The following is a 22,990-nucleotide window of genomic DNA, read 5'->3' as shown; positions in this document are numbered from 1 at the left end:
TGCAAAAGGTAGATAGATACTATCCAAGTTCGCAAATTTGCCATGTTTGTGGTACAAAAAATCCTGAAACTAAAAATTTGGCAGTTCGTGAGTGGATTTGCGCAAAGTGCAAAACCAGCCACGATAGAGATAGAAATGCTGCTATAAATATATGGAAGGTTGGGGCATCAACCTTCTTTGGAGAGATATAGTAAGACCTGCTATTTTAGTAGGCAAGTATCGTTTGTATCCAAGAATCCCCTGCATTTAGGCATGGGGAGTATGTCAATGATGATTGTATTGGTAGAGGAAAAACTATCAAAGAAGGCGGTGCAGTATATGATTTCATATCTGGACTTCAAGTCGGTATTGCCAATATGGCAGACTCTTTAGCTGCAATTAAAAAATTAGTTTTTGAAGAAAAGAAAATCACACCAACTCAACTTTGGAACGCTATTTTAGATGATTTCCAATCTGATGAAAATAAAAAAATTCAAGCAATGTTGATTGATGAAGTGCCAAAATATGGTAATGATATTGATTATGTAGATAATCTAGTAGTCGAAGCTTATGACTCTTATTTAGATGAAATCAAAAAATATCCAAATACTCGTTATCATAGAGGTCCAATCGGTGGTATTCGCTATGGCGGTACATCTTCAATCAGTGCCAATGTAGGTCAAGGTATGGGAACAATGGCGACACCTGATGGAAGAAATGCTTATGAACCACTTGCAGAAGGTTGTAGTCCTGCACATAATGCAGATAAAAATGGCCCAACAGCTGTGTTTAAATCTGTAGCTAAATTGCCAACAGAAAAAATAACTGGTGGGGTGTTATTAAATCAAAAAATGACACCCCAAATGCTTTCTACATAAGAAAATAAACAAAAATTAGAAATGTTAATTCGTGCTTTCTTCAATAGACTGCATGGATATCATGTTCAATATAATATCGTATCAAGAGAAACTTTGATTGATGCACAAAAACATCCAGAAAAACATAAAGATTTAATCGTACGCGTAGCAGGTTATAGTGCCTTTTTCAATGTTTTGTCTAAGAAAACTCAAGATGATATTATTGGCAGAACTGAACAATGTTTATAATTTTAAATTAAATTTTTATTGAAATATATAAAAGACTCAAATTAGTATAAATACTGATTTGAGTCTTTTTGTTTATAAATTTATAGATATAGAATTTTGATGATATAATAAATTTGCAGTTTAGATGATTAAATTTTATAATATAGTTTAATCTATATTGGAGGTTAGATGAGATATGGGATATATAATCAAGCGAATTTTTAACGCATTTATTGTTTTATGGATAGTTATAACGATAACTTTTTTTCTAATGCATGCTATACCAGGAGGGCCTTTTACGGCAGAAAAATCTTTGCCTCCATATGTATTACATAGCATAGAAGAAAGATATAAATTAAATGACCCTTTATATAAACAGTATGGTGATTATTTATGCAATTTAGTACAAGGCGATTTAGGACCATCATTTAAATATCCAGGTCGTAGTGTAAATGATATCATCAAAGATGGTTTTCCAGTATCTTTTAAATTAGGTATAGAAGCAATTTTAATAGCAATTATTATCGGTATACCAGCGGGAATATTAGCAGGTGTGAAAAAAGATAAATGGCAAGATAGGGCAGTTAATTTTTTTACGACTTTAGGAGTTGCTGTGCCTAGTTTTGTTGTGGCGGCATTACTTATATATGTATTATCGACAAAATTACATTTATTGCCGGCTGCTATGTGGAATGGTTGGCGATATGAAATCATGCCAGCTTTGGCTTTATCAGGAATGCCAATGTCATTTATCGCTAGATTGACGCGTTCTAGTATGTTGGATATTTTATCACAAGATTATATAAAAACAGCGAGAGCCAAAGGTTTATCATGGAGCAAAGTTTTAATAAAACACGCTTTGCCGAATTCATTAATTCCTGTAGTAACTTATTTAGGACCAATGACAGCTAGTATTTTGACAGGTAGTTTTGTCATTGAAACTATTTTTGCGATACCAGGCTTGGGGCAATATTTTGTAACTAGTATTTATAATCGAGATTATACTGTAATTTTAGGTGTAACAATTTTTTATAGTGTGATTGTAATTGTTTTAAATATGGTAGTGGATTTACTTTATCCATTATTAGACCCACGCATTAAAATCGGTGAAGAAAAAGGTGAATGAAGATGATAAATAAAGATTTATTTGTGCCTTTAGAGCGAGAAATTTTGCAGGTGCAAAAAAAAGAAGAAACTTTAGGATATTGGCAAGATGCGTGGATTAGGTTAAAGAAAAATAAAATGGCTTTGCTGGGATTAATCATTATTGTGTGTTTAATCATTGTAGCTATCTTTGGCCCTATTTTTTCTAGCCATACTTATGATGAACAAAATTTGATGATGACAAATAGTTCTCCAAGTTGGGAGCATTGGTTTGGTACGGATAATTTGGGGAGAGATGTTTTTATTCGCGTATTATATGGTGCGAGAATTTCTTTAGCTATTGGTATAGTGGCTAGTTTATTAAATCTTTTTATTGGTGTAATTTATGGCGGAATAGCAGGTTTTTGCGGTGGCAAGATTGACCGCATAATGATGAATATTGTGGATATTTTATATAGCGTACCGACTTTATTATATGTGATTTTATTGATGGTAATTTTAAAGCCAGGGCTTATCAATATTTTTATTGCTTTAGGTATTGGTTATTGGCTACAGATGGCAAGAATTGTGCGTGGTCAAATTTTATCAATGAAGGAACAAGAATTTATTTTGGCAGCTAGAACAATAGGTGTATCGAAAAAAAGAATTTTATTTAGACATTTATTGCCAAATGCCATGGGGGCAATTATCGTAACAATGACATTAGCTATTCCTGATGCAATATTTACAGAAGCTTTTTTGAGTTTTATCGGACTTGGTGTTTCTGCACCAATGGCTAGTTGGGGCGTTTTAGCATCAGAGGGCGTAAATAATTTGCGTGCATATCCTTTTCAATTATTTTTTCCAGCAGTAGCTATCAGTGTCACTATGTTGGCTTTTAACTTTTTAGGTGATGGTCTGCGAGATGTTTTAGACCCTAAGATGCGTCGTTAAAATAGTGAAGAAATGAGTGTTTACCATGGAAAAAAATAAAGAAATTTTACAAGTAAAAGATTTAGCAGTTGCTTTTCAGACTTATCGAGGAAAAGTAAAAGCAGTACGCAATGTCAGTTTTGATTTAAAAAGAGGACAAGCTCTAGGAATAGTGGGCGAGTCAGGCTGTGGAAAATCAGTGACGGCTCATGCTATCATGGGTTTATTGCCTAAGGAAAATAGCATTATTGAAAATGGTCAGATTTTATGGCAAGGTCAGGATTTAGTTAATTTTCGAGATGAAGATTTAGCCAAAATTCGTGGCAATAAAATTGCGATGATATTCCAAGATCCAATGACATCTTTAAATCCTGTACTTACGATTGGTACGCAGATAAAAGAAGTTTTGTTTTTGCATAAACAATTATCGGATAAAGAAGCGACAGAAAAAGCTGTAGAATTATTAAATTTAGTAGGGATACCATTTGCCCAAAAAAGATTGAAAGATTATCCCCATCAATTCAGTGGCGGTATGCGTCAACGCGTTATGATTGCAATGGCACTTGCCTGTGAACCAGAATTATTGATAGCAGATGAGCCGACAACAGCTCTTGATGTAACTGTACAGGCACAAATTTTAGATTTATTGAAATCCTTACAAGAAAAATTGAATATGTCCATCATTATGATATCGCATGATTTAGGGGTTATTGCCAATATTTGCGATGAAGTAGCAGTTATGTATGCAGGACAAATTGTAGAAAAAGCAAATGTTGATGATTTGTTTTATCATGCACATCACCCTTATACGCGAGGTTTATTAAAATCTTTGCCTCATTTAAATTTAAATAAAGAAGATAAATTATATGTGATTGATGGTCAGCCACCAGATTTAAAAGAAAGTATTGATTATTGTCCCTTTGTCAAACGTTGTACAAAAGCAATGAAAATATGTATGCAGTTGATGCCAGAAAAGACACAATTAAATAAAGATCATTATGTAAAATGTTGGTTGGAGCATGAATTTGCACCCAAAGAGAATAAGGAGGAATTTTGATGAATTTATTAGAAGTCAAAAATCTACATAAAGATTTTGTAGTGAAGCGTTCTTTTTGGGGAAGACCAAAACAAATTTTAAAAGCAGTAAATGATGTCAGTTTTTCTATAGAAGAAGGAAAAACATTAGGTCTTGTAGGTGAGTCAGGCTGTGGAAAATCGACTACAGGCAGGACTATTATCGGATTATATAAACCGACAAAAGGTAAAATCATATTTGCAGGCAAAGATATTTCACAAAATAAAGAGATGACAAAAGATATTCAAATGATATTTCAAGATCCATATGCTTCATTAAATCCAAGAATGACAGTGGCAGATATTATTGAAGAACCTTTGCTTGTGCATAATTTATATACAGATAAAAAACAAAGACAAGAGCGTATCTATGAATTATTGGAATTAGTAGGATTGAGTAAAGAGCAGGCAAACCGTTTTCCTCATGAATTCAGTGGCGGACAAAGACAGCGTATCGGTATAGCTAGAGCACTTGCTTGTGAACCTAAACTAATTATTTGCGATGAGCCGATTTCGGCACTTGATGTATCTATTCAAGCACAAGTCGTAAATTTGCTAGAAAAATTACAGCATGAATTAGGTCTGACATATTTATTTATTGCTCATGATTTAGCTATGGTGCGTTATATTAGCCAAAAAGTAGCAGTTATGTATCTAGGGCAAATTGTAGAACTTGCTGATACAGAAGCTTTATATACAAATCCACTACACCCATATACAAAAGCTTTGTTATCTTCGATTCCATTGCCAGACCCACAAAAAGAAAAACATAAACAGCGAATTATCTTGCAAGGCGAATTGCCAAGTCCATTAAATCCGCCAAAAGGTTGTCCATTCAATACACGTTGCCCAAAAGCTAAAGAAATTTGCAGACAGAAATTACCTGAAATGAAAATGATAAATAATAGATATGTACGCTGTCATCTTTATGACGAATAAGCAAAAAGCACTATAGTTTTCATGCTATAGTGCTTTTTTATAAATAAAATAAATTATTTTTTTTCGTTTAGTTCAAAGATAATATCGCGAATTTGAGCAGCTCGTTCAAATTCTAAGTTGCGAGAAGCTTCTTGCATTTCTTTAGTTAAAGAAAGTATTAATTTTTTCTTTTCTTTGGCAGTCATTTTCAATTTTTTCTTTGGTTTTTCAGCATCATAACTTGCTTTTTCTTCCGCTACCATAGTAGTTTCAATGAGATTTTTTATTTTCTTTTGAATTGTCTTCGGCGTTATATGATGTTCTTGATTGTATTTATCTTGGACTTCTCGACGACGAATAGTTTCATCAATGGCTTTTTGCATAGAATCGGTGATGCGGTCGGCGTACATGATTACTTTACCATGAGCATTTCTAGCAGCACGACCGATTGTCTGAATGAGAGATGTCTCTGAACGCAAGAAGCCTTCTTTATCAGCATCTAAAATAGCTACTAAAGAAACTTCTGGCATATCCAAGCCTTCACGTAATAAGTTAATCCCTACGAGTACATCAAATTTTCCTAAACGCAAATCGCGAATGATTTCCGCTCTTTCAATAGTGGCAATATCAGAATGAAGATAACGGACTTTGATACCCATTTCTTTTAAATAATCAGTGAGATTTTCAGCCATTTTTTTAGTCAAAGTAGTGATGAGCACGCGTTCATTTTTCTTAGTGCGGATTTTGATTTCTCCAAGTAAATCGTCCATTTGCCCTTCAAGTGGGCGAATTTCTATTTCAGGATCTAATAGACCTGTTGGACGGATTATCTGTTCTACTACTTGATTTGCTTGTGCTAATTCAAATGGTGCTGGTGTAGCAGAAACATAGATTATTTGATTGATATGATCGAGAAATTCTTCAAAGCGCAAAGGGCGATTATCAAAGGCAGAAGGCAGACGAAAACCGTTATCTACAAGTGATTCTTTGCGTGAACGGTCGCCTGCATACATGGCTTTTATCTGTGGTATAGTAACATGAGATTCATCAATGACGATTAAAAAATCATCAGGGAAATAATCAAGAAGTGTATAAGGCGCTTCGCCAGCTTTTCTGCCTGTTAAATGGCGTGAATAATTTTCGATGCCAGAGCAATATCCCATCTCTTCCATAGTTTCTAAATCGTAATTTGTGCGTTGTTTCAAACGTTGAGCTTCTAAGAGTTTATTATTATCTTCAAGGATTTTTAATTGCTGTTGAAGTTCTTCTTGTATGGAGTCGATAGCTTCTTTCATATGCTCTTTAGAAGTTACATAGTGAGAAGCAGGATAAATTAAGATATGTTTGCGTTGACCATAGACTTCGCCAGTTAGAGTATCTACTTCTAAAATACGGTCGACTTCATCTCCAAAAAGTTCAATGCGAATAGCTCTATCGCTATAACCAGCAGGAAAAATTTCAATGACATCGCCACGAACGCGGAATTTACCACGGTCAAAATTTATATCATTGCGTTCATATTGGATAGAAACTAATTTTCGCAAAATATCATCACGAGGATATTCTTGACCTTCGCGTACAGATAAGACTAAATCATAATAATCTTCGGGTGAACCTAAACCATAGATACAAGATACGCTAGCAACAATGATGACATCACGACGTTCAAATAAAGAACAAGTTGCAGAATGGCGAAGCTTATCAATTTCATCATTGATGGAAGAATCTTTTTCGATATAAGTATCTGTTTGAGCAATATAGGCTTCTGGTTGGTAATAATCATAGTAACTGACAAAATATTCTACAGCATTATGCGGAAAAAATTCTTTAAACTCACTAGCTAATTGTGCAGCTAGCGTTTTATTATGAGCGATAACAAGTGTAGGTTTTTGGACTTTTTCAATTAATTTAGCGATAGTGAAAGTCTTTCCTGTACCTGTAGCACCTAATAAAACTTGCGATGTTTGACCATTTTGAATGCCTTGAGCTAAAGCTTCAATCGCTTGAGGTTGGTCGCCTGTAGGTTCAAAAGGTGCTTCTACTTTAAAGGGAATTTTATTTTCAGTTTGTAATGTATTTAATTTTGGTATGTGTACCATAAAATCATCTCACTTATAATATTAATATTTAGATTTAATAATAAATGGAGAAGAATATTTTTTCAATATCATGATATAATTATTTTAATAAACTAAGAAAAGAGGTTATAAACATGATTTTTGGCAATCTTAAATACGCAGATAAGTATGATTTTTTGACAGAAAAAATTAAAGCTTGTTTTACTTATGCAAAAGAGCATGATTTAACTACATATGAAAAAGGTAGTTATAAAATAAATGGCGATGAGTTTTTTGTTAATATCGAAAACTATGCTACAGTAAAACGTGAAGATCGTTTTTGGGAAGCACATAAAAAATATATTGATGTGCATATGATTATTGAAGGCAAAGAAAGTATTGATGTGAGCTTTTGTGATGATATGCAAATAAAATCATTTGACGAAAATCGCGATTTTGTGGAATTAACAGGTGAAGAAAAAGCTACTGTTAACTTAATTAACAAAGGTGATTTTCTAATTTGTTATCCAGAAGATGCTCATCGCACTGCTATTATTTGTCAACAAAGTCAAACTATAAAAAAAGCTATCTTTAAAATTAAATTATAAGAAAAAAATAGCATGCTTAGGATAATACTTAAGCATGCTATAAGCATAATAATACAACAATATAATGATTAGTTTGGAATTTTGAGCAATGATTACTTTATGTTTGCTGAAGACATAAAGTAAAACCGATAAATAAAAAACCCCTTTTCGCTTTGAAAAGAGGTGAATAGACACATTGAGTAAATTCTAAAATTTACTGTCTAATCTCCTCCCCATCGCTCGCAGGTATGGCAATTAAAATAAATTAATTGCACACGGTGATTGTTAATCAGGCAGTTCTCCTGACTCGAGTTCATTACTATATCCAAGCCTTCCCAGTTTCCCAGTGACATAAATTTGGATAAGTTCCCTCATACAGTGGCGGGACCGTTTCAGCTTAATAATAAAATTACGTACTGAATTCCCTATTAAGTCCAAATGGACACCTGATTCATTGAACTATATTCAGTTCTTTTTTAGAATATCACTATATAGAATTTGTGTCAATACTCTATATAAAATAATTATCTTAAAATTATTTTAATTTATCGTTGACAAATATATAAAATAAAAAGTATAATAAAGGCGACAAGTTGATAATGAAACCTTATAGGTGCATATTTATGCTTAATAGGGAAGACGGTTAAAATCCGGCACGGTCCCGCCGCTGTAAAGAGGAGCAAACTTCATGAATGTCACTGGGAAACTGGGAAGGCGAAGTGAGCAATGATACTGAGTCAGAAGAACTGCCTATAAGAAGCATCGTCGTTTGACCTGCGAGAGACGGGGAGAGATGTAGTAGAATGTATATGTTTTTTATACATGTAAATTCTAATTATAATTTTCTACCGTTTTTCATATATTGTTTATGAAAAGCGGTTTTTCTGTTTATAGAGATAATCCATGAAGATGGCTCATGATTATCTTAAGCAAGTGCCATCGATGTATCATATTAATTTGTTGTAAATTATGTTTAATTTACTGAAAAATTTAATCATTATTATGATTAGCATAAATACTTGAACAATTTAATAAAAATGGTAAATAATATTTGGGGAATATATATTACCAATCCAGCCATCACTAAATTTAGTGATGGCTTTTTTATAAATTTTATATTTAATATCTAGGTAGGAGGAACTCGAACCATTTATTAGATATATAAGAGTATTTATTAACTATTCAATAATAGTATTAAATTATCCCCTTAAATGAAAATGCAGAAGTAGAGAAGGGAAATTATTATATATGGAACAAGATAAAACACTTGGCGAAGAAATTCGACAAGAAGAACAACAAGAACAAGATATTCCTGCTGTTACTTTTGATGAGTTTGAAATTCCTTCATATGAAGAATGGAAAGAAGCTGTAGTGGCATTATTAAAGGGAAAACCTTTTGAAAAAAGTATGTTTACTAAAACTTATGAAGGTATTACATTAAACCCTATTTATCGTATGGAAGATTTAGAAGGGTTAACTCATAATAAGACTTATCCAGGAATGGAAAGTAATTTACGTGGAGCTAATGCTAGTGGTTATATATATAAACCATGGACAATAGCTCAAGAGTGTGATGCTAAAACTCCTAGTGAAGCCAATGAAATGGTAAAATATGAATTATTAAAAGGTTCAACAGCTGCAAGTGTAGTTTTGGATACAGCAACACGTAAAGGTTATGATGTAGATACAGCTAATAAAGAAGAAATCGCAGATATTGGTGTTTCTTTATCGACTTTATCAGATGTAAATAAATTATTAGATGATGTTGATTTAGAAAAATTTGAAATTGATATCTATGCAGGTGCTTCTAATATAGCATTACTTTCTGCTGTTGCAGTGGTGTGTGAACAGAAAAAATTATCACTAAAAAAACTTCATGGTGCTATTACAGCAGATCCTATTGGAGAATTAGCTTTAGATGGAAAGCTTACACGACCTCTTGATGAATATTATGATGAAATGGCTCATAGTATTTGTTGGGCAGAAAAATTTGCACCAGAATTAAAGACTGTAGTAGTAAATACAGATGTTTATCACAATGGTGGTGCAAATAATATCCAAGAAGTAGCATATGCCATGAATGAAGCTGTAACATATATGAAATCTATGGAACGACGTGGCATTGATGTGAATACTTTTTGTCGTCATTTACGTTTTCATTTTAGTATAGGTGCAAATTTTTTTATGGAAATTGCTAAATTACGCAGTGTGAAAATGATTTGGGCTCAAATTGTTAAAAATTGTGGTGGAGATGATATAGCTCAAAAAATTAATATATATGTAAGTACATCGTCTTTTTGTCAAACAGTATATGATCCTTATGTAAATTTACTTCGTGCAGCTACACAATCATTTTCTGCTGTTGTTGGTGGTATGGATGGTATGTTTGTAAAACCATTTGACCATTGTATACGTCCTAGTGATGAATTTTCTCGTCGTATTGCACGAAATATTCAAATTATGGAGCAACATGAATTTAATTTTATTCAACCAATAGACCCTGCTGGTGGTAGTTGGTATCTTGAACCATTGACAGAAGAGTTTACTCAAAAGGCTTGGGCAAAATTTCAAGAAATTGAAGCTCATGGTGGTTTAATAAAAGCTTTAGAAAATAATACTGTGCAGATAGCTATTAATGAAGTATTACAAGCTCGTTTTAAAAATTTAGCAACAAGAAAAGATCGTGCTGTTGGTAATAATATGTATCCAAATATGACTGAAAAATTATTGGAAGTACCAGAAATTGATTTTGATAAAATTATAGCAGATAGAAAAATGGCACTTAAAGTTAATGTAAAAGTACGTGATAATGATTATGTTAAATTATTATTATCGGAAATTGGTAAACGTGATTTTAGTGAACATGGTTCATTAATAAATACAGTTAAACAGACTATTAAAGCGGGTGCCACTTTAGGTGAAATATCTACAGCACTTACAGGAGAGGCGACAGGTGAAGTTATAGAAGCTATTTTGCCACATCGCTGGACTGAAAGATATGAACAACTTCGTCATCGCACAGAAAAGTATCTAGAAAAAACAGGGGAAAATGTAAATATTTTCCTTGCTAATATGGGACCTATTCCACAGCATAAAGCGCGTGCAGATTTTGTTACTTCATTTATGCAAGTAGCAGCATTTAATGTACTTACTAATAATGGTTTTCCAACAGTAGAAGAAGCTGTACAAGCAGCTGTTGATTCAAATGCTGATGTAGCTATTGTTTGTTCTACAGATGCAACTTATCCAGAACTCGCACCAGCTGTTACTTCTGGTATTAAGGCTGTAAAACCTAGTATGAAAGTTTTTTTAGCAGGTGCACCAACACCAGAATTAAAAAAAGCATGCGATGAAGCGGGTATGGACGATTATATAAGTGTTCGTTCTAATTGCTATGAAACTTTACTTCGTATGCAAAAAGAAAAGGGGATGATTGAATAATGTCTAAAATACCAGATTTTACACAAATTCCTTTTCAGCAAGCAATACAGAGTGAGGTCGCTTTTGCTAAATGGAAAGAAAGTTTAAAAGCAGAAACTGGAAAATCTTTTGAGGAAAATTTTTATCGCACTATGGAGCAAATAGATGTAGCACCACTTTATGATGAAAATGTTTATAAAGATTGTAATCATTTAGATTTTGTAGCAGGTATTCCACCATTTTTGCGTGGTCCATATGCAACTATGTATGTAACAAGACCATGGACAGTACGACAATATGCAGGTTTTTCTACAGCAGAAGAATCAAATGCTTTTTATCGTAGAAATCTTGCAGCTGGGCAAAAAGGTTTATCTATTGCTTTTGACTTAGCAACACATAGAGGCTATGATTCAGACCATCCTCGTGTAGTAGGAGATGTTGGTAAAGCAGGAGTAGCAGTTGACTCTATTTTAGATATGGAAATATTATTTAAAGGCATTCCACTTGATCAGATGTCAGTATCCATGACTATGAATGGTGCAGTACTTCCTATCATGGCTTTTTATATTTTGGCTGGTGAAGAACAAGGTGTAGATAAAGCTGTTATGGCAGGTACTATTCAAAATGATATTTTAAAAGAGTTCATGGTACGTAATACTTATATTTATCCACCAGCAGCTTCAATGAGAATTATTGGTGATATTTTTGAGTATACTTCTAAATATATGCCTAAATTTAATAGTATATCTATTTCTGGTTATCATATGCAAGAAGCAGGTGCAACAGCAGATATTGAATTAGGTTATACATTAGCTGATGGTCTTGAATATTTGCGTACAGGTACAGAACATGGATTAACCATTGACCAATTTGCACCACGATTATCTTTCTTTTGGGCTATGGGGAAAAATTATTTCATGGAAATTGCTAAAATGCGTGCTGGTCGTATGCTTTGGGCTAAAATTGTCAATTCTTTTCATCCTAAAAAGACAAAATCTATGGCTTTACGTACACATTCTCAGACTTCTGGTTGGAGTCTTACAGAACAAGATCCATTTAATAATATTACTCGAACTTGTATTGAAGCTATGGCAGCAGCTCTTGGTCATACACAATCTTTACACACAAATGCACTAGATGAAGCTATAGCTCTTCCTACAGACTTTTCAGCTCGTATTGCTCGTAATACGCAATTATACATTCAAGATGAAACTAAAGTATGTAAGGTAATTGACCCATGGGGTGGTTCGTATTATGTAGAATTTTTAACAAATCAACTCATTAAAAAAGCTTGGGCACATATTCAAGAAATTGAAGCTCTCGGCGGTATGTCTAAAGCAATTGATACAGGTCTGCCTAAAATGCGTATAGAAGAAGCAGCAGCACGTCGTCAAGCTCATATTGACTCTGGTAGTGAAAAAATTGTTGGCGTAAATTATCTTCGCTTAGATAAAGAAGATCCACTTGATATTTTAGAAGTTGATAATACAGCAGTTCGTTTAGCTCAGATTGAAAGACTTAAAAAATTACGTGCAAATCGTGATAATGACAAAGTTCGTTCTTGTCTTGAAGCTATCACTCGTTCTATGGAAACAGGTGAAGGTAACTTATTAGAATTAGCTGTAGAAGCAGCAAGAGCACGTGCATCTAAAGGGGAAATTTCTGATGCAGTAGAAAAAGTTTGTGGTAGACATAAAGCAATTATTCGTTCTATATCTGGTGTATATAGTAGTGAATTTAGTGATGATGATGTTATTAAAGAAGTTCGTGATATGACAGATAAGTTTGAAGTGGAATATGGTCGTCGTCCTCGTATCTATATTGCTAAAATGGGACAAGATGGTCATGATCGTGGAGCAAAAGTAATTGCTACTGCTTTTGCTGATATGGGTTATGATGTTGATATTGGTCCATTATTCCAAACACCAGAAGAAGCTGCTCAAGATGCTGTTGATAATGATGTGCATATTGTAGGTATGAGTTCCTTGGCAGCTGGTCATAAAACTTTAATGCCACAACTCATTGAAGAATTGAAAAAACGTGGTCGTGAAGATATCATGGTAGTAATTGGTGGGGTAATACCTGCTCAAGATTATGATTTCTTATATGAACATGGTGCTGCTGCCATTTTTGGACCAGGTACGATAATTCCTGTTTGTGCAAAAAAAGTATTGGAGCTTCTTAACAAACGTCTGGAGGACTGATGTTATGACTGATACGTATAAGCCTTCATGGAGACCTGATAATAATGATGATAAATTTGCCTGTAGAGTTATGCGAGGTGTAGAAGGTGGACATGATGGTATGAGTGAGCAAAATAAAACTGAACATCATGTAAATAAACCCAAAATAGTTAAACGAGTAAAATTAACAGTAGATGATTATGTTAAAGGTATTTTAGCTGGAAATCGTATGATTTTATCAAGAGCTATTACTTTAATTGAAAGTAATGCAAGTGTACATTTTGCTATGGCACAAGAAGTAATTCAAAAAATTTTACCATATACTGGAAAATCTATGCGAATTGGAATTACAGGTGTACCAGGTGCAGGTAAATCTACTTTAATTGAAGCTTTAGGAACTAAATTATGTCAACAAGGGCATAAAGTAGCAGTATTAGCAGTAGACCCATCTAGTACAGTTACACGTGGTAGTATCTTAGGGGATAAAACTAGAATGGAGCAGTTATCAAGAGAGCCAAATGCTTTTATTCGACCATCACCATCTGGAGGTACTTTGGGAGGATTAACACGTAAAAGTAGAGAAACATTACTTTTATGTGAAGCTGCTGGTTATGATACAATCTTAGTGGAAACGGTAGGCGTAGGACAAAGTGAAACGACAGTACGTTCTATGGTAGATTTTTTCCTTTTAGTTGTATTAACAGGTGCTGGTGATGAATTACAGGGCATGAAAAAAGGTGTTATGGAATTAGCTGACGCTATTTTAGTAAATAAAGCTGATGGAGATAATAAGCAAAGAGCATTGGTGACTCGTGCAGAATATGAACGTATTTTGCAATTTTTGCGACAAGCAACAGAGCACTGGACTACACATGCTTATACTTGTTCAGCATATACAGGTGAAGGAATTATGGATTTTTGGCAAAATGTTGTGAAAGTTTTTATGAAACAAGGTTTTGCTAATGGTGTTTTGAAGGAACGTCGAAAACAACAAACGATTTCTTGGGTGTATACTATGATAGAAGAACATTTGCATAATTTATTTTATCGTTGTCCAGAGATTATAAAAAACAAAGGAAAAATTGAAGAAGATGTAATTAATGGAAAATTATCTGCAACACTAGCAGTGCAACAGTTGATAGATAAATTTGCTAATGCTGATATTAATGAAAACAGTTTAAGAAACTTATCTCCATTTGATTTAAAATGAATAATAAAGGCGTATCCTTAGGGATTACGCCTTTATTTATAAATGAAGAAAGGATTTTTAAGATATGGATTATAAATTACCAAAAGGTTATGTTGATTTAATTGAGAAAAAATATAATTTAAAAGTATTAGATAATCATTATATTTTAGTAGATAAAAATTTTCAAAGATATAATATGATGATTGATGTACAGTTTAATGATAAAATGTTAAAAGTTTTTAAAGAAAAATATGCACAGGAAAAATCAAAAAACCATGTAGCTTGGGAAGAAAGAAAACAAACAAAAAGTATTCGTTTTTATGCAGAAGTAGGTAATAATATTTTATTATTATGGGATTCTTTACAAGAAAAATAAAAATAACCACTATCTAGCCCAATTTTTTTATTAGATAGTGGTTATTTTTATATAATAAGAAGGTGAATATCTATGATAATTGATATTGAAAATAGGAGAAGTATACATAAGTTTAAGCAGAATAAGTAACAAAAGATTTAATTAAAAAATTTTAGAAGCTGGACGATAAGCTCCTTCTGCTAAGAATAGACAACCATGGTATTTTATAGTGGTTATGGATAAATCAAAACAAGAATGTATGCAGATTTTAAATTAAGGAATGACTAGGGAATTAATGCAATCATTATTACCTAATTATGTTAACTATACCAATAGTGCTTAAAATAGTTTTAAAATTATGCAAGAAGCTACAGTACTTATTTTTGTAATAAATACATTATCTAAAGAATATAGAAAATTCTTGAGTTTTGAGGAACATATTGCTGAAATTTGTGATATTTAAGCAATATGTGCAAGTATTGAAAATATGTTATTAACTGCTAACAATTTAGGATTAGGAAGTTTATGGATAGGAGATATTTTCTTTGTATATCCAGAATTAAAACATTGGTTAAATAAAAAGGGTGAAATAATAGCTTATATTGCATTATTGGGTTATGCTGATGAAAAACCTGTAGTTAGACCACGAAAAGATTTTGATAAAATTGGTCAATGACGTGAATAAATAAAACCACTATTATAGTATAATTTTAAAGATATAATTTCATACTAAATAGTGGTTTTATTTATTTAAATCATTTTTATTAAAACAATACCAGTAATCATCGTCATTAAGCCAATAATTCCCAAAGGCTTGATGCGTAGACCGAAAAATAATTTATCAATAATTGTAGTTAAAAGTAAACCACAAGCACCAAATAAGGCATAAGCAATGCTTAAATCCATGATGCTGATAGCGTAAGCTAAACATAAAAAGGCAAATCCAACTAAACTGATTGCCAAAAATCCATATAATTTATATTTAAATCCTTGAGATTTTTTTAGACAAATATTTGCTAGTACATCAAAAAATACAGAACCAATAATCAATAAAGTACCAATCGTACCATCTGACATAATATTCAACTCCATTATTTATTTGAAACAGTATAAGTTCCTTTTTTTATCATGATTAAACCACTTAAGATTACCATAAAAGCTAAAACTTTTAATAAAGATAAGTCTTCATTAAAAATAAAATAAGCCACAGTAGCTGTGCCTATTAAGCCTATACCTTCCCAAATAGCATAAGCAGTACTGATGGGAATTTTTACAATGGCTTTACTTAATGCAAAATAGGAACAAAATATAAATAAAAGCATTAAGATATAACCTTCCATACCACCTTTTATGGCAAAAAATTTCATTAAAGCTGTACCTGTTATTTCCAAAATAATTGCTAGCAATAACATTAACCAGCAATATTTCTTCGTAACCATAATAACAAATCCTTTCTTAAAATAGAAATATATTACTTCTTATTTCAAGTATAAACTATGGTATAACACCATAGTCAATAGCTCTTTGTTTAATTTTATCAATGCATTTTAATTATAGATTGAATAACAAAGCTGTATTTGAATTTAATATTACTTTGCATAATAATATAAATATAGCAGATGATGAAAGAGATATAATTATAAAATCATCATATTTATGCTATTTGGTAATAAAAAATTGAATAATAGAGTTATAGAGGTTAGGGAAGATGAATGATTATTTAGAACATAATAATTTAAAAAATTTGAAAGAAGATAAGGAGATTGAACGAAAAATACAATTGATTTTGCGTGTGGGCAAAGTTTTAATGGAAAGTGGAGCTGATACAAATCGTATTGTACGCAATATGAAACGCGTGGGCGTATTTATGAAAATACCAGAGCGAAGATTACAAATTCATATTACTTTTACGACAATAATGGTAAATATCAATACAGGGGACAAATCTATTACTAATTTCCAAAAATGTTATAGACATGGAGTAGATATGACAGCAATTTCTGGAATTAGTAAATTATCCTGGCGAGCTATTGAGCAAGATTATTCTTTATATGAATTTGAAAAAGAACTGAGATTTATTTGCTTGCGTAAAAGATATTATAAAAAGCCTTTAGTGATGATTAGTGCAGGGCTGGCTTGTGGTGGCTTTAGCCTATTATTTGGTGGTGATTTTTTTGCATTTATTTACACTTCTATTTGTGCAATGATAGGTTATTGGACGAGAATGAAATGTAATTTATTAAAATTCAATCCATATGCTTCAATAGCTATTTCTGCTTTCGTAGCCACTATTTGTGCATACTTTATACATTTTATGCCAACTAATACGCCATGGCATCCACTTATTGCTTGTAGTTTATTTATCGTGCCGGGAATTCCTTTGATTAATGCGATAGATGATTTAGTGGATAATTATATTACAGCAGGAATGACAAGGGCGATAAATACTTTATTGATGATAGGAAGTATGACTTTTGGCATAGCTTTTGCCATAAAATTATGTGTAGTTCAAGATTTTACAAGCTTAAGCATTTCTTCTAACTCCTTTTTAGTCTGTGCTGTTGCAGCTTCAGTGGCTGCTATAGGTTTTGCAACTATTTTTAATATGCCACCTAGATTGTTAATTGTAGTTGCCTGTGGAGCGATAATTTCAGTAGGAGTACGCAACTTTTTAATGTTAGAATATGCTTGTTCACAAGCAACGGCTTCGCTTGCAGGTGCTGTCATTGTCAGTTTATTATCTTTGAAAGCTGTACATATAGTACATGCACCTAGTCATGTATTGACTATTCCGTCTGTAATCCCTTTAATTCCAGGTGTTTTTATGTATCGTTTATTATTTAGCATTATTAATTTAGAAAATGTGGATAATATGAATTATCATCATGTTTTAAATAATGGTGTTAATACAACTTTGATATTATTAGCAATAGCTGTTGGTGTGGCAATTCCTAATATCTTTTTCCGCAATTATATTAATAAGTTAAAAGAAGATAAATTGATGTTTTTGGTAAGAACTAAATCAAAAAGAGCATAGATAAAATAGAAAAAACTGTACTAAACAATTCATGATTTTAGTACAGTTTTTTCGTTTTATTTAACTACTTTTATTTGATTTAAAATAAATGGGTCTTTGATGTTATTGTCTTTGGCAAGGAGCAATACTTTGGTGATGATTTCGGCCGTTTTAGGGTCCTCATCAACAAATGGTAAAAATAGGCGACCACGATGTTGGGAAGGAACAACAGAAATAGCGATTTCAGCTCCTGCCATTTGATGAACAAGACCGCTACCTAAATGAATGGAATAATCAACTAAATTTCCTTTGATGATAGCAAAATTATCATTTAAGGAAACATTATTTAATTTAAAGAGTGGTAAAGTAAATTCTAAGATAGCTTTGCGCATCTGTATTGTAGAATGACTTGTTTCAGGGTCTACGCCACCTACATGAGCAATGCTGATAGCTAAATCTACATCACGCATAACTTCAGAGAAAATAATATCAGGAATATCTTTAATTAAAATATCTTTGAAAGTTTTGCGATCATAAAATGCCACATATTCAAGTATAGGAGCTTCAATATCGGCAGGAGTAAACCAATCAACAGCAGCGTAAATAGTAGCAATAATATTTTCTTGATAATATACTTTTTGTAGACCTTCATAATAGCTAGCAATCCAATTGCGAGTTTTTAAAACAGCTTGCGTTTTTTGTGGTTGGATTTGATAACCATCATAACGATGAGATTGAGCAGAATTTAACTCATCATCTATTTTTAAATATAATTCACGGAAAATTTGTTTGAATGGCTGTTTGATTTGACGTGTAAATAAATCTTGCTGATATATATGCCATAGATTGCTTTTATATAAATCTATAGGGTGAGCGATACGAATTTTATCATCAGCATTTAATTTGATGATATCTTTTGTAGGTGAGATTAAGCTATTATCGTGGAAATAGCCTATATCATTATCATGAATAAATACTAGATTTTGAAGCAATGGCTTTAATATAGGATTTTGATTGAGCAAAGTGATTTCATCTGCCAAAAATAAAGTAGAATTTTCCATAGCTTGTTCAAACATAATTTTTGAACGACGATATTGGTCAATAAATTCATTTTTGGCTTGTTTTAAAGCAAGATAATATGGTTCTTTTTTGATTTTACTAGGTACAGATTTTAATTGTTTATTTTGTTTTTGACAAATAATAGAAGTTTTACCATATTCATCTACTTGTAAATAAATAGAAATATTTTCTAGCTCTTTAGGCTCAAAATATTGTTGTTGATTTTTGATTAATTGTGTTTCCATATTTAAGATAAAGCGGAAAGTATCAGAAAAATGAGCATTTCTTGCTAAATTATTTAAGGCGATTTTGCAAGCTAAGTTTTCACTAGATTGTCTTTGTGAGCCAAATTTTTTACTTTCTTTGTGGAATTGCTGAATGAATATATAACGTTTGAGCATTTCTTTTTGTGCAGTCTTAGTGATTTTACCGCTCTTAGAAAGTGGTATTAATCCGTAAGCCATCAATAAATCTTTATTGCGTTTTTCAATTATTTGTGCTTTGACTTCATCAGCGGAGAATAAACCATTAGTAGCGTCAGCGTATTTTCTAGCACGTGTATGAGCATTTCCTTCAGAAATATATTTAGCAGCATCATATAAAATAGCAAAACGTTCTTTACCTAATTGTTTATAGCATGATTTAAACCAATCCAAATCAAAAGCTCCATCACGTAAATCTTCAATGGAAATAGGCGTGTATTTAGCGAAGGTAGCAGCTAATTTTTTATCAGCATAACGCATATGTGCTAAGAAATAATAGCAACCGCTGACAAATCCTTTCCATTTCAAAATTTTATCCACTAATGGTATCCATGAAGGTGAGAACATACAAGCTTCGATTAAACGAATATTAGAGATAGATTTATCTTTTAGATACGCTTTTAAATCTTTAGCGGTTTCATCTTTTTTGGGTTTGCAAATACTTAATAGATAAGAAAAGATGCTATCTTTATTAGTTACTTCAGACCAAAGATAAGAAATATTTTTTAATTTACTTTTGCCTAATGCTGTTAAAATATCAACAAAATAATGAATGCCTTTTATTTGTTTGATATTATTTATTAATTTAGTGTATTTAGTAGGTAAATCACCGCGTTTTAATTCAATGGATAAAATTTGAGATATGATGATATCGGCAAAATTTTGGCTATAAAGTAATAAATCTTGTTTTATTGTTGGTTTTTCAGCAGAAAAATCACTAAAAGCTAAAGTCGAAAAATTGTCTTCAAATAAAGAAGATAATTGATTGAGTTTTGAAGATAATTGTTCTGATGAGCGTTGGAAAATATCGATATAAAGTTCATCTTCAGCGATTAAATTTATTTGTTTAGCACGAAGGAAATTATATATAGGCAAATAAATTTCATATTTGTACTTAGTGTAGAGATTATACAGTAAAATGAAGCTTTCTTTAAAACTAATATCATCATTATAGTTATTTAAAAGTGGCATAAGAATGAAAGTACAACCAACAGATTTACTACCATAATGATATTGTGTTAAGAAAGAAATAGTCATTTTATTTTGTTTAGCTATGACTTTATTAAAATCAAATTTTTTTAAATGACATAAAGCCCAGAATTTAGCAACTTCAAAACAATATTTTTGAGGAACATAATATTCATAGAGATTTTCAATGATAGTGGCTAAACTTTCTATACGAGGATAATTATTTAATTTAGTTTGTATATATTTGGATTTTAAACAAATTGAATTGTCATTGAATGTATTAGTTATTACATCTTTAAATGGTGAATTTATATCAAAGTAATTCAATGATATAAATAGATATAATTGATAAAGTTTAGCGGGTGTTTTGATATATTGAGCATAAAAATCCTGCCAAAGATTAGGATAAGGATATTTATATAAATTAAATTTTTCTTCCCAAGAAATGCGTCTAAAATCATTATCTAAAAGGATTTCACTGCCATACAAAGGATTATACGAAAGCATTTTATGTTTTTCGTAAAACTTAGATAAATCATCTACTATTTGAAATAATTCTTGAAGTGAGAGCGGATAAATATCTGTTATTTTTAAAGAATTGTTTACTTCAGATAGTGCAAGTTGAGTTTTTAATGTAGTATCGTAAGATAATTCTTTAATAGTAGGGTCATTATCATAACTATCATTTATTTGCGAAATTAAGATTTGTTCATTAGTTGTAGGATTAGTAAGTGTACAAAGATATGTTTTTGCAGTATTAAATAGGGTTTGATTATGAGGATTTTTTTGCAATTGCAATAATATATCTAAACCAGCAAGGCGGATAGAGCCTTTTTTATCGCTCAATAAAATTTTTAAGGTATCAAGTAATTGTTTTTCAGGCTGTTTTAATAAGAGTCGAATGATATTTTGACGTAAATCACTGTATTTATATTTGAGCATGGATATGAGAAGGTCATATTCATCTTTAGAAATGGCGAGCTTATTGATGATATTATAGCTTTCTTTGCGTGTGGCTTCACTTCTATCAGCTAATAGGCAAAATACTAATTGGCGTTGAGTTAGAGTTTTAGGAGTAGTATATAATTTTTTCAAATAATTATCGCGCCAAAAAGTATCAAGTCGAGAAATTTCACTGCAAAAATCATCTAATAATTCGTCAGAAGCCAGATAGTAACTAATATCTGCCATTTCAATCAAAACATCACTTAAGTTTAGAATTTCAGTATGCCATGGGAAAACGCAAGGCGAGAAAATTTTTTCTTTAGGTAAATTTTGCGATAAAGCTTTTAATTTATAATAATAATCTGTTAGCTGTGTGGAGCTGAAATTATGATCAAGGAAATTTTTATAAGCTGTATCTTTTAATTTTAGACGGAATAATATAGCTATTAAGGAGAGATTATCTTCTGTTAAATTGTATTGGGTAACTAATTCATAACGCAATTTAAAAATTATTTGATTATCATTGATTACATTTAAGAAATAACCAGCGACTAGTTTTTGATGTTTTTGACCATTTTTAAATAAATCAAGGATAAATGGTATAGTTGTTTCTACATTATAAAAAGCATATGACCATAGAGCTAAATAAATTTCCACAGGATTTTGGCTATTGAGTGATTGATGGCGAAGCTGTTCGTTCGTTAAAAATTTAGAGAAAGAAGCGATTTCTTTTTTTGTGATTTTATCAGCATTATCAATATCAATTAGACTTGTCCATGTGGCTATAGCTCTTTTTACAGATGCATAGCGAATTAAATTATTTTCTTCGATTACTTTTAATAGGGTTAAAAAAGCTTCTACTGTGCCATTATCCATATTTTCAGTGATGGATTGGCGCAATCCTTCTTGCAATCGTCCAGCTAAGAGTAAATCACCTAATAATTTATGCAGATGCTGATTATGACTTTTTACTATGGAATTGATTAAACCATAAGAAAGAAAAGCAACTTGATTATCACCTAAGATGATATCTTCAATTAATTTAATTGTTTGTGTATTGTTGTTGTCGATTTCAGCGGCTAGAACATAAATACCAAAACTTTGTAAATAAATATAATCTTGTAGTGGTAAATTATTTTCATCGATAGGTTTACAAGATAGTTTTAATTTTTCTAGAGGCGTTAATTGAGTATTGCGATAGATTAAAAATTCATTTAATACATCGAACATGCGACTTAAATATAGATGTGATTGGTGAGAACGTAGTGTGCGTCTATACCAGTTAGTTTGATAAGGGTAATCCATTAAATTATCTAGGGCTAAGAAAAATAAATTTGCTTTGTCTTTGCCTAAGATGGTCTGCAATACAATTTTTTCATCATCAGAAAAATAAGAAGATATAGGCTTTGTTAATACTTCAGGTAAAATTTTTTGCCAATGTAGATATAAAGGGTGATTAGAGAGCCTTTCTTCTAAGGAAAAAGAAGCGTAATAATAATTATATCTAGTTTTTACTTGTAATTCAGTTAAATAAATATCATAAATATTTTGTTGCGTTGTAGAAAGTTTATTTTTTAATTTTGCAAGTTCAGCTATTATTTTATTTTTAAATTCTTTATTATTATTGAACCATCTATCTAAACACATAATAAAAAT

16 protein-coding genes, 1 pseudogene and 2 riboswitches are annotated in these 22,990 nt (G+C 31.6%); of the genes and pseudogenes, 13 read left to right on the top strand and 4 right to left on the bottom strand.

All coding sequences use genetic code 11. The features are described 5' to 3' along the window. The 6 genes and pseudogenes from F553_RS0103170 to F553_RS0103140 form a co-directional block, all read left to right on the top strand. A partial coding sequence (locus tag F553_RS0103170) for a zinc ribbon domain-containing protein (protein WP_018998965.1) occupies positions 1-191 on the top strand: 191 nt, incomplete at its 5' end. Between the two features lie 27 nt (positions 192-218). Beyond that, a pseudogene (locus F553_RS12170) lies at positions 219-1,085 on the top strand (pyruvate formate lyase family protein). Between the two features lie 175 nt (positions 1,086-1,260). Next, positions 1,261-2,190: an ABC transporter permease gene (locus tag F553_RS0103155; RefSeq protein ID WP_008538339.1), complete on the top strand. Its 930-nt coding sequence runs from the start codon at positions 1,261-1,263 to the stop codon at positions 2,188-2,190. Between the two features lie 2 nt (positions 2,191-2,192). Continuing rightward, on the top strand, positions 2,193-3,101 hold the full coding sequence (locus F553_RS0103150) for an ABC transporter permease (protein ID WP_018998962.1): 909 nt from the start codon (positions 2,193-2,195) through the stop codon (positions 3,099-3,101). 25 nt (positions 3,102-3,126) lie between these two features. Beyond that, positions 3,127-4,137, top strand: coding sequence for an ABC transporter ATP-binding protein (locus tag F553_RS0103145; RefSeq protein ID WP_018998961.1), 1,011 nt, complete (start codon positions 3,127-3,129; stop codon positions 4,135-4,137). Next, the gene (locus F553_RS0103140) at positions 4,137-5,093 is read left to right on the top strand and encodes an ABC transporter ATP-binding protein (RefSeq protein ID WP_018998960.1); all 957 of its coding nucleotides are present in this window, start codon (positions 4,137-4,139) and stop codon (positions 5,091-5,093) included. The genes F553_RS0103145 and F553_RS0103140 overlap by 1 nt, the downstream gene beginning before the upstream one ends. A gap of 53 nt (positions 5,094-5,146) precedes the next feature. Here the strand turns inward: F553_RS0103140 and uvrB are convergent, their stop codons facing one another. Beyond that, on the bottom strand, positions 5,147-7,171 hold the full coding sequence (gene uvrB, locus F553_RS0103135; protein ID WP_018998959.1) for an excinuclease ABC subunit UvrB: 2,025 nt from the start codon (positions 7,169-7,171) through the stop codon (positions 5,147-5,149). A 113-nt stretch (positions 7,172-7,284) separates the two neighbouring features. Here uvrB and F553_RS0103130 point away from each other — a divergent pair, with 113 nt between their 5' ends. The 6 genes from F553_RS0103130 to F553_RS12645 all read left to right on the top strand — a co-directional run bounded on the left by F553_RS0103130 (position 7,285) and on the right by F553_RS12645 (position 15,539). Continuing rightward, entirely contained in the window at positions 7,285-7,737 is a 453-nt protein-coding gene (locus tag F553_RS0103130) for a NanQ anomerase/TabA/YiaL family protein (protein ID WP_018998958.1), read from the top strand. A gap of 254 nt (positions 7,738-7,991) precedes the next feature. Next, positions 7,992-8,181, bottom strand: a riboswitch (cobalamin riboswitch). 129 nt (positions 8,182-8,310) lie between these two features. Next, positions 8,311-8,484, top strand: a riboswitch (cobalamin riboswitch). 480 nt (positions 8,485-8,964) lie between these two features. Continuing rightward, positions 8,965-11,157 (top strand): methylmalonyl-CoA mutase family protein, encoded by a 2,193-nt coding sequence (locus tag F553_RS0103120; RefSeq protein WP_018998957.1) that lies wholly within the window; start codon positions 8,965-8,967, stop codon positions 11,155-11,157. Beyond that, positions 11,157-13,340 (top strand): methylmalonyl-CoA mutase, encoded by a 2,184-nt coding sequence (gene scpA / locus F553_RS0103115; protein ID WP_008538331.1) that lies wholly within the window; start codon positions 11,157-11,159, stop codon positions 13,338-13,340. The genes F553_RS0103120 and scpA overlap by 1 nt, the downstream gene beginning before the upstream one ends. 4 nt (positions 13,341-13,344) lie before the next feature. Next, the gene (meaB, locus tag F553_RS0103110; protein ID WP_018998956.1) at positions 13,345-14,529 is read left to right on the top strand and encodes a methylmalonyl Co-A mutase-associated GTPase MeaB; all 1,185 of its coding nucleotides are present in this window, start codon (positions 13,345-13,347) and stop codon (positions 14,527-14,529) included. 64 nt (positions 14,530-14,593) lie between these two features. Further along, entirely contained in the window at positions 14,594-14,884 is a 291-nt protein-coding gene (locus F553_RS0103105; protein ID WP_018998955.1) for a hypothetical protein, read from the top strand. 466 nt (positions 14,885-15,350) lie between these two features. Next, positions 15,351-15,539 (top strand): nitroreductase family protein, encoded by a 189-nt coding sequence (locus F553_RS12645; protein ID WP_018998954.1) that lies wholly within the window; start codon positions 15,351-15,353, stop codon positions 15,537-15,539. A gap of 74 nt (positions 15,540-15,613) precedes the next feature. On the opposite strand, the gene F553_RS0103095 is transcribed toward F553_RS12645, so the two are convergent. After that, positions 15,614-15,940 (bottom strand): DMT family transporter, encoded by a 327-nt coding sequence (locus F553_RS0103095; protein WP_008538326.1) that lies wholly within the window; start codon positions 15,938-15,940, stop codon positions 15,614-15,616. Between the two features lie 14 nt (positions 15,941-15,954). Further along, positions 15,955-16,302: a DMT family transporter gene (locus F553_RS0103090; RefSeq protein ID WP_008538325.1), complete on the bottom strand. Its 348-nt coding sequence runs from the start codon at positions 16,300-16,302 to the stop codon at positions 15,955-15,957. Between the two features lie 269 nt (positions 16,303-16,571). Between F553_RS0103090 and F553_RS0103085 the strand changes: the two genes are divergently transcribed. Further along, complete coding sequence (locus F553_RS0103085) at positions 16,572-17,900, top strand: threonine/serine exporter family protein (protein ID WP_018998952.1); 1,329 nt, start codon at positions 16,572-16,574, stop codon at positions 17,898-17,900. 56 nt (positions 17,901-17,956) lie between these two features. Here F553_RS0103085 and F553_RS0103080 read toward each other — a convergent pair whose 3' ends face one another. After that, positions 17,957-22,981: a DUF4132 domain-containing protein gene (locus F553_RS0103080; RefSeq protein WP_018998951.1), complete on the bottom strand. Its 5,025-nt coding sequence runs from the start codon at positions 22,979-22,981 to the stop codon at positions 17,957-17,959. Positions 22,982-22,990: the final 9 nt, after the last annotated feature.

It is taken from the genome of Megamonas rupellensis DSM 19944 (genome assembly GCF_000378365.1).
Classification (GTDB): domain Bacteria; phylum Bacillota; class Negativicutes; order Selenomonadales; family Selenomonadaceae; genus Megamonas; species Megamonas funiformis.
Note: the sequence above shows the minus strand (reverse complement) of the source record. Positions and strands in the feature narration are given on the sequence as shown.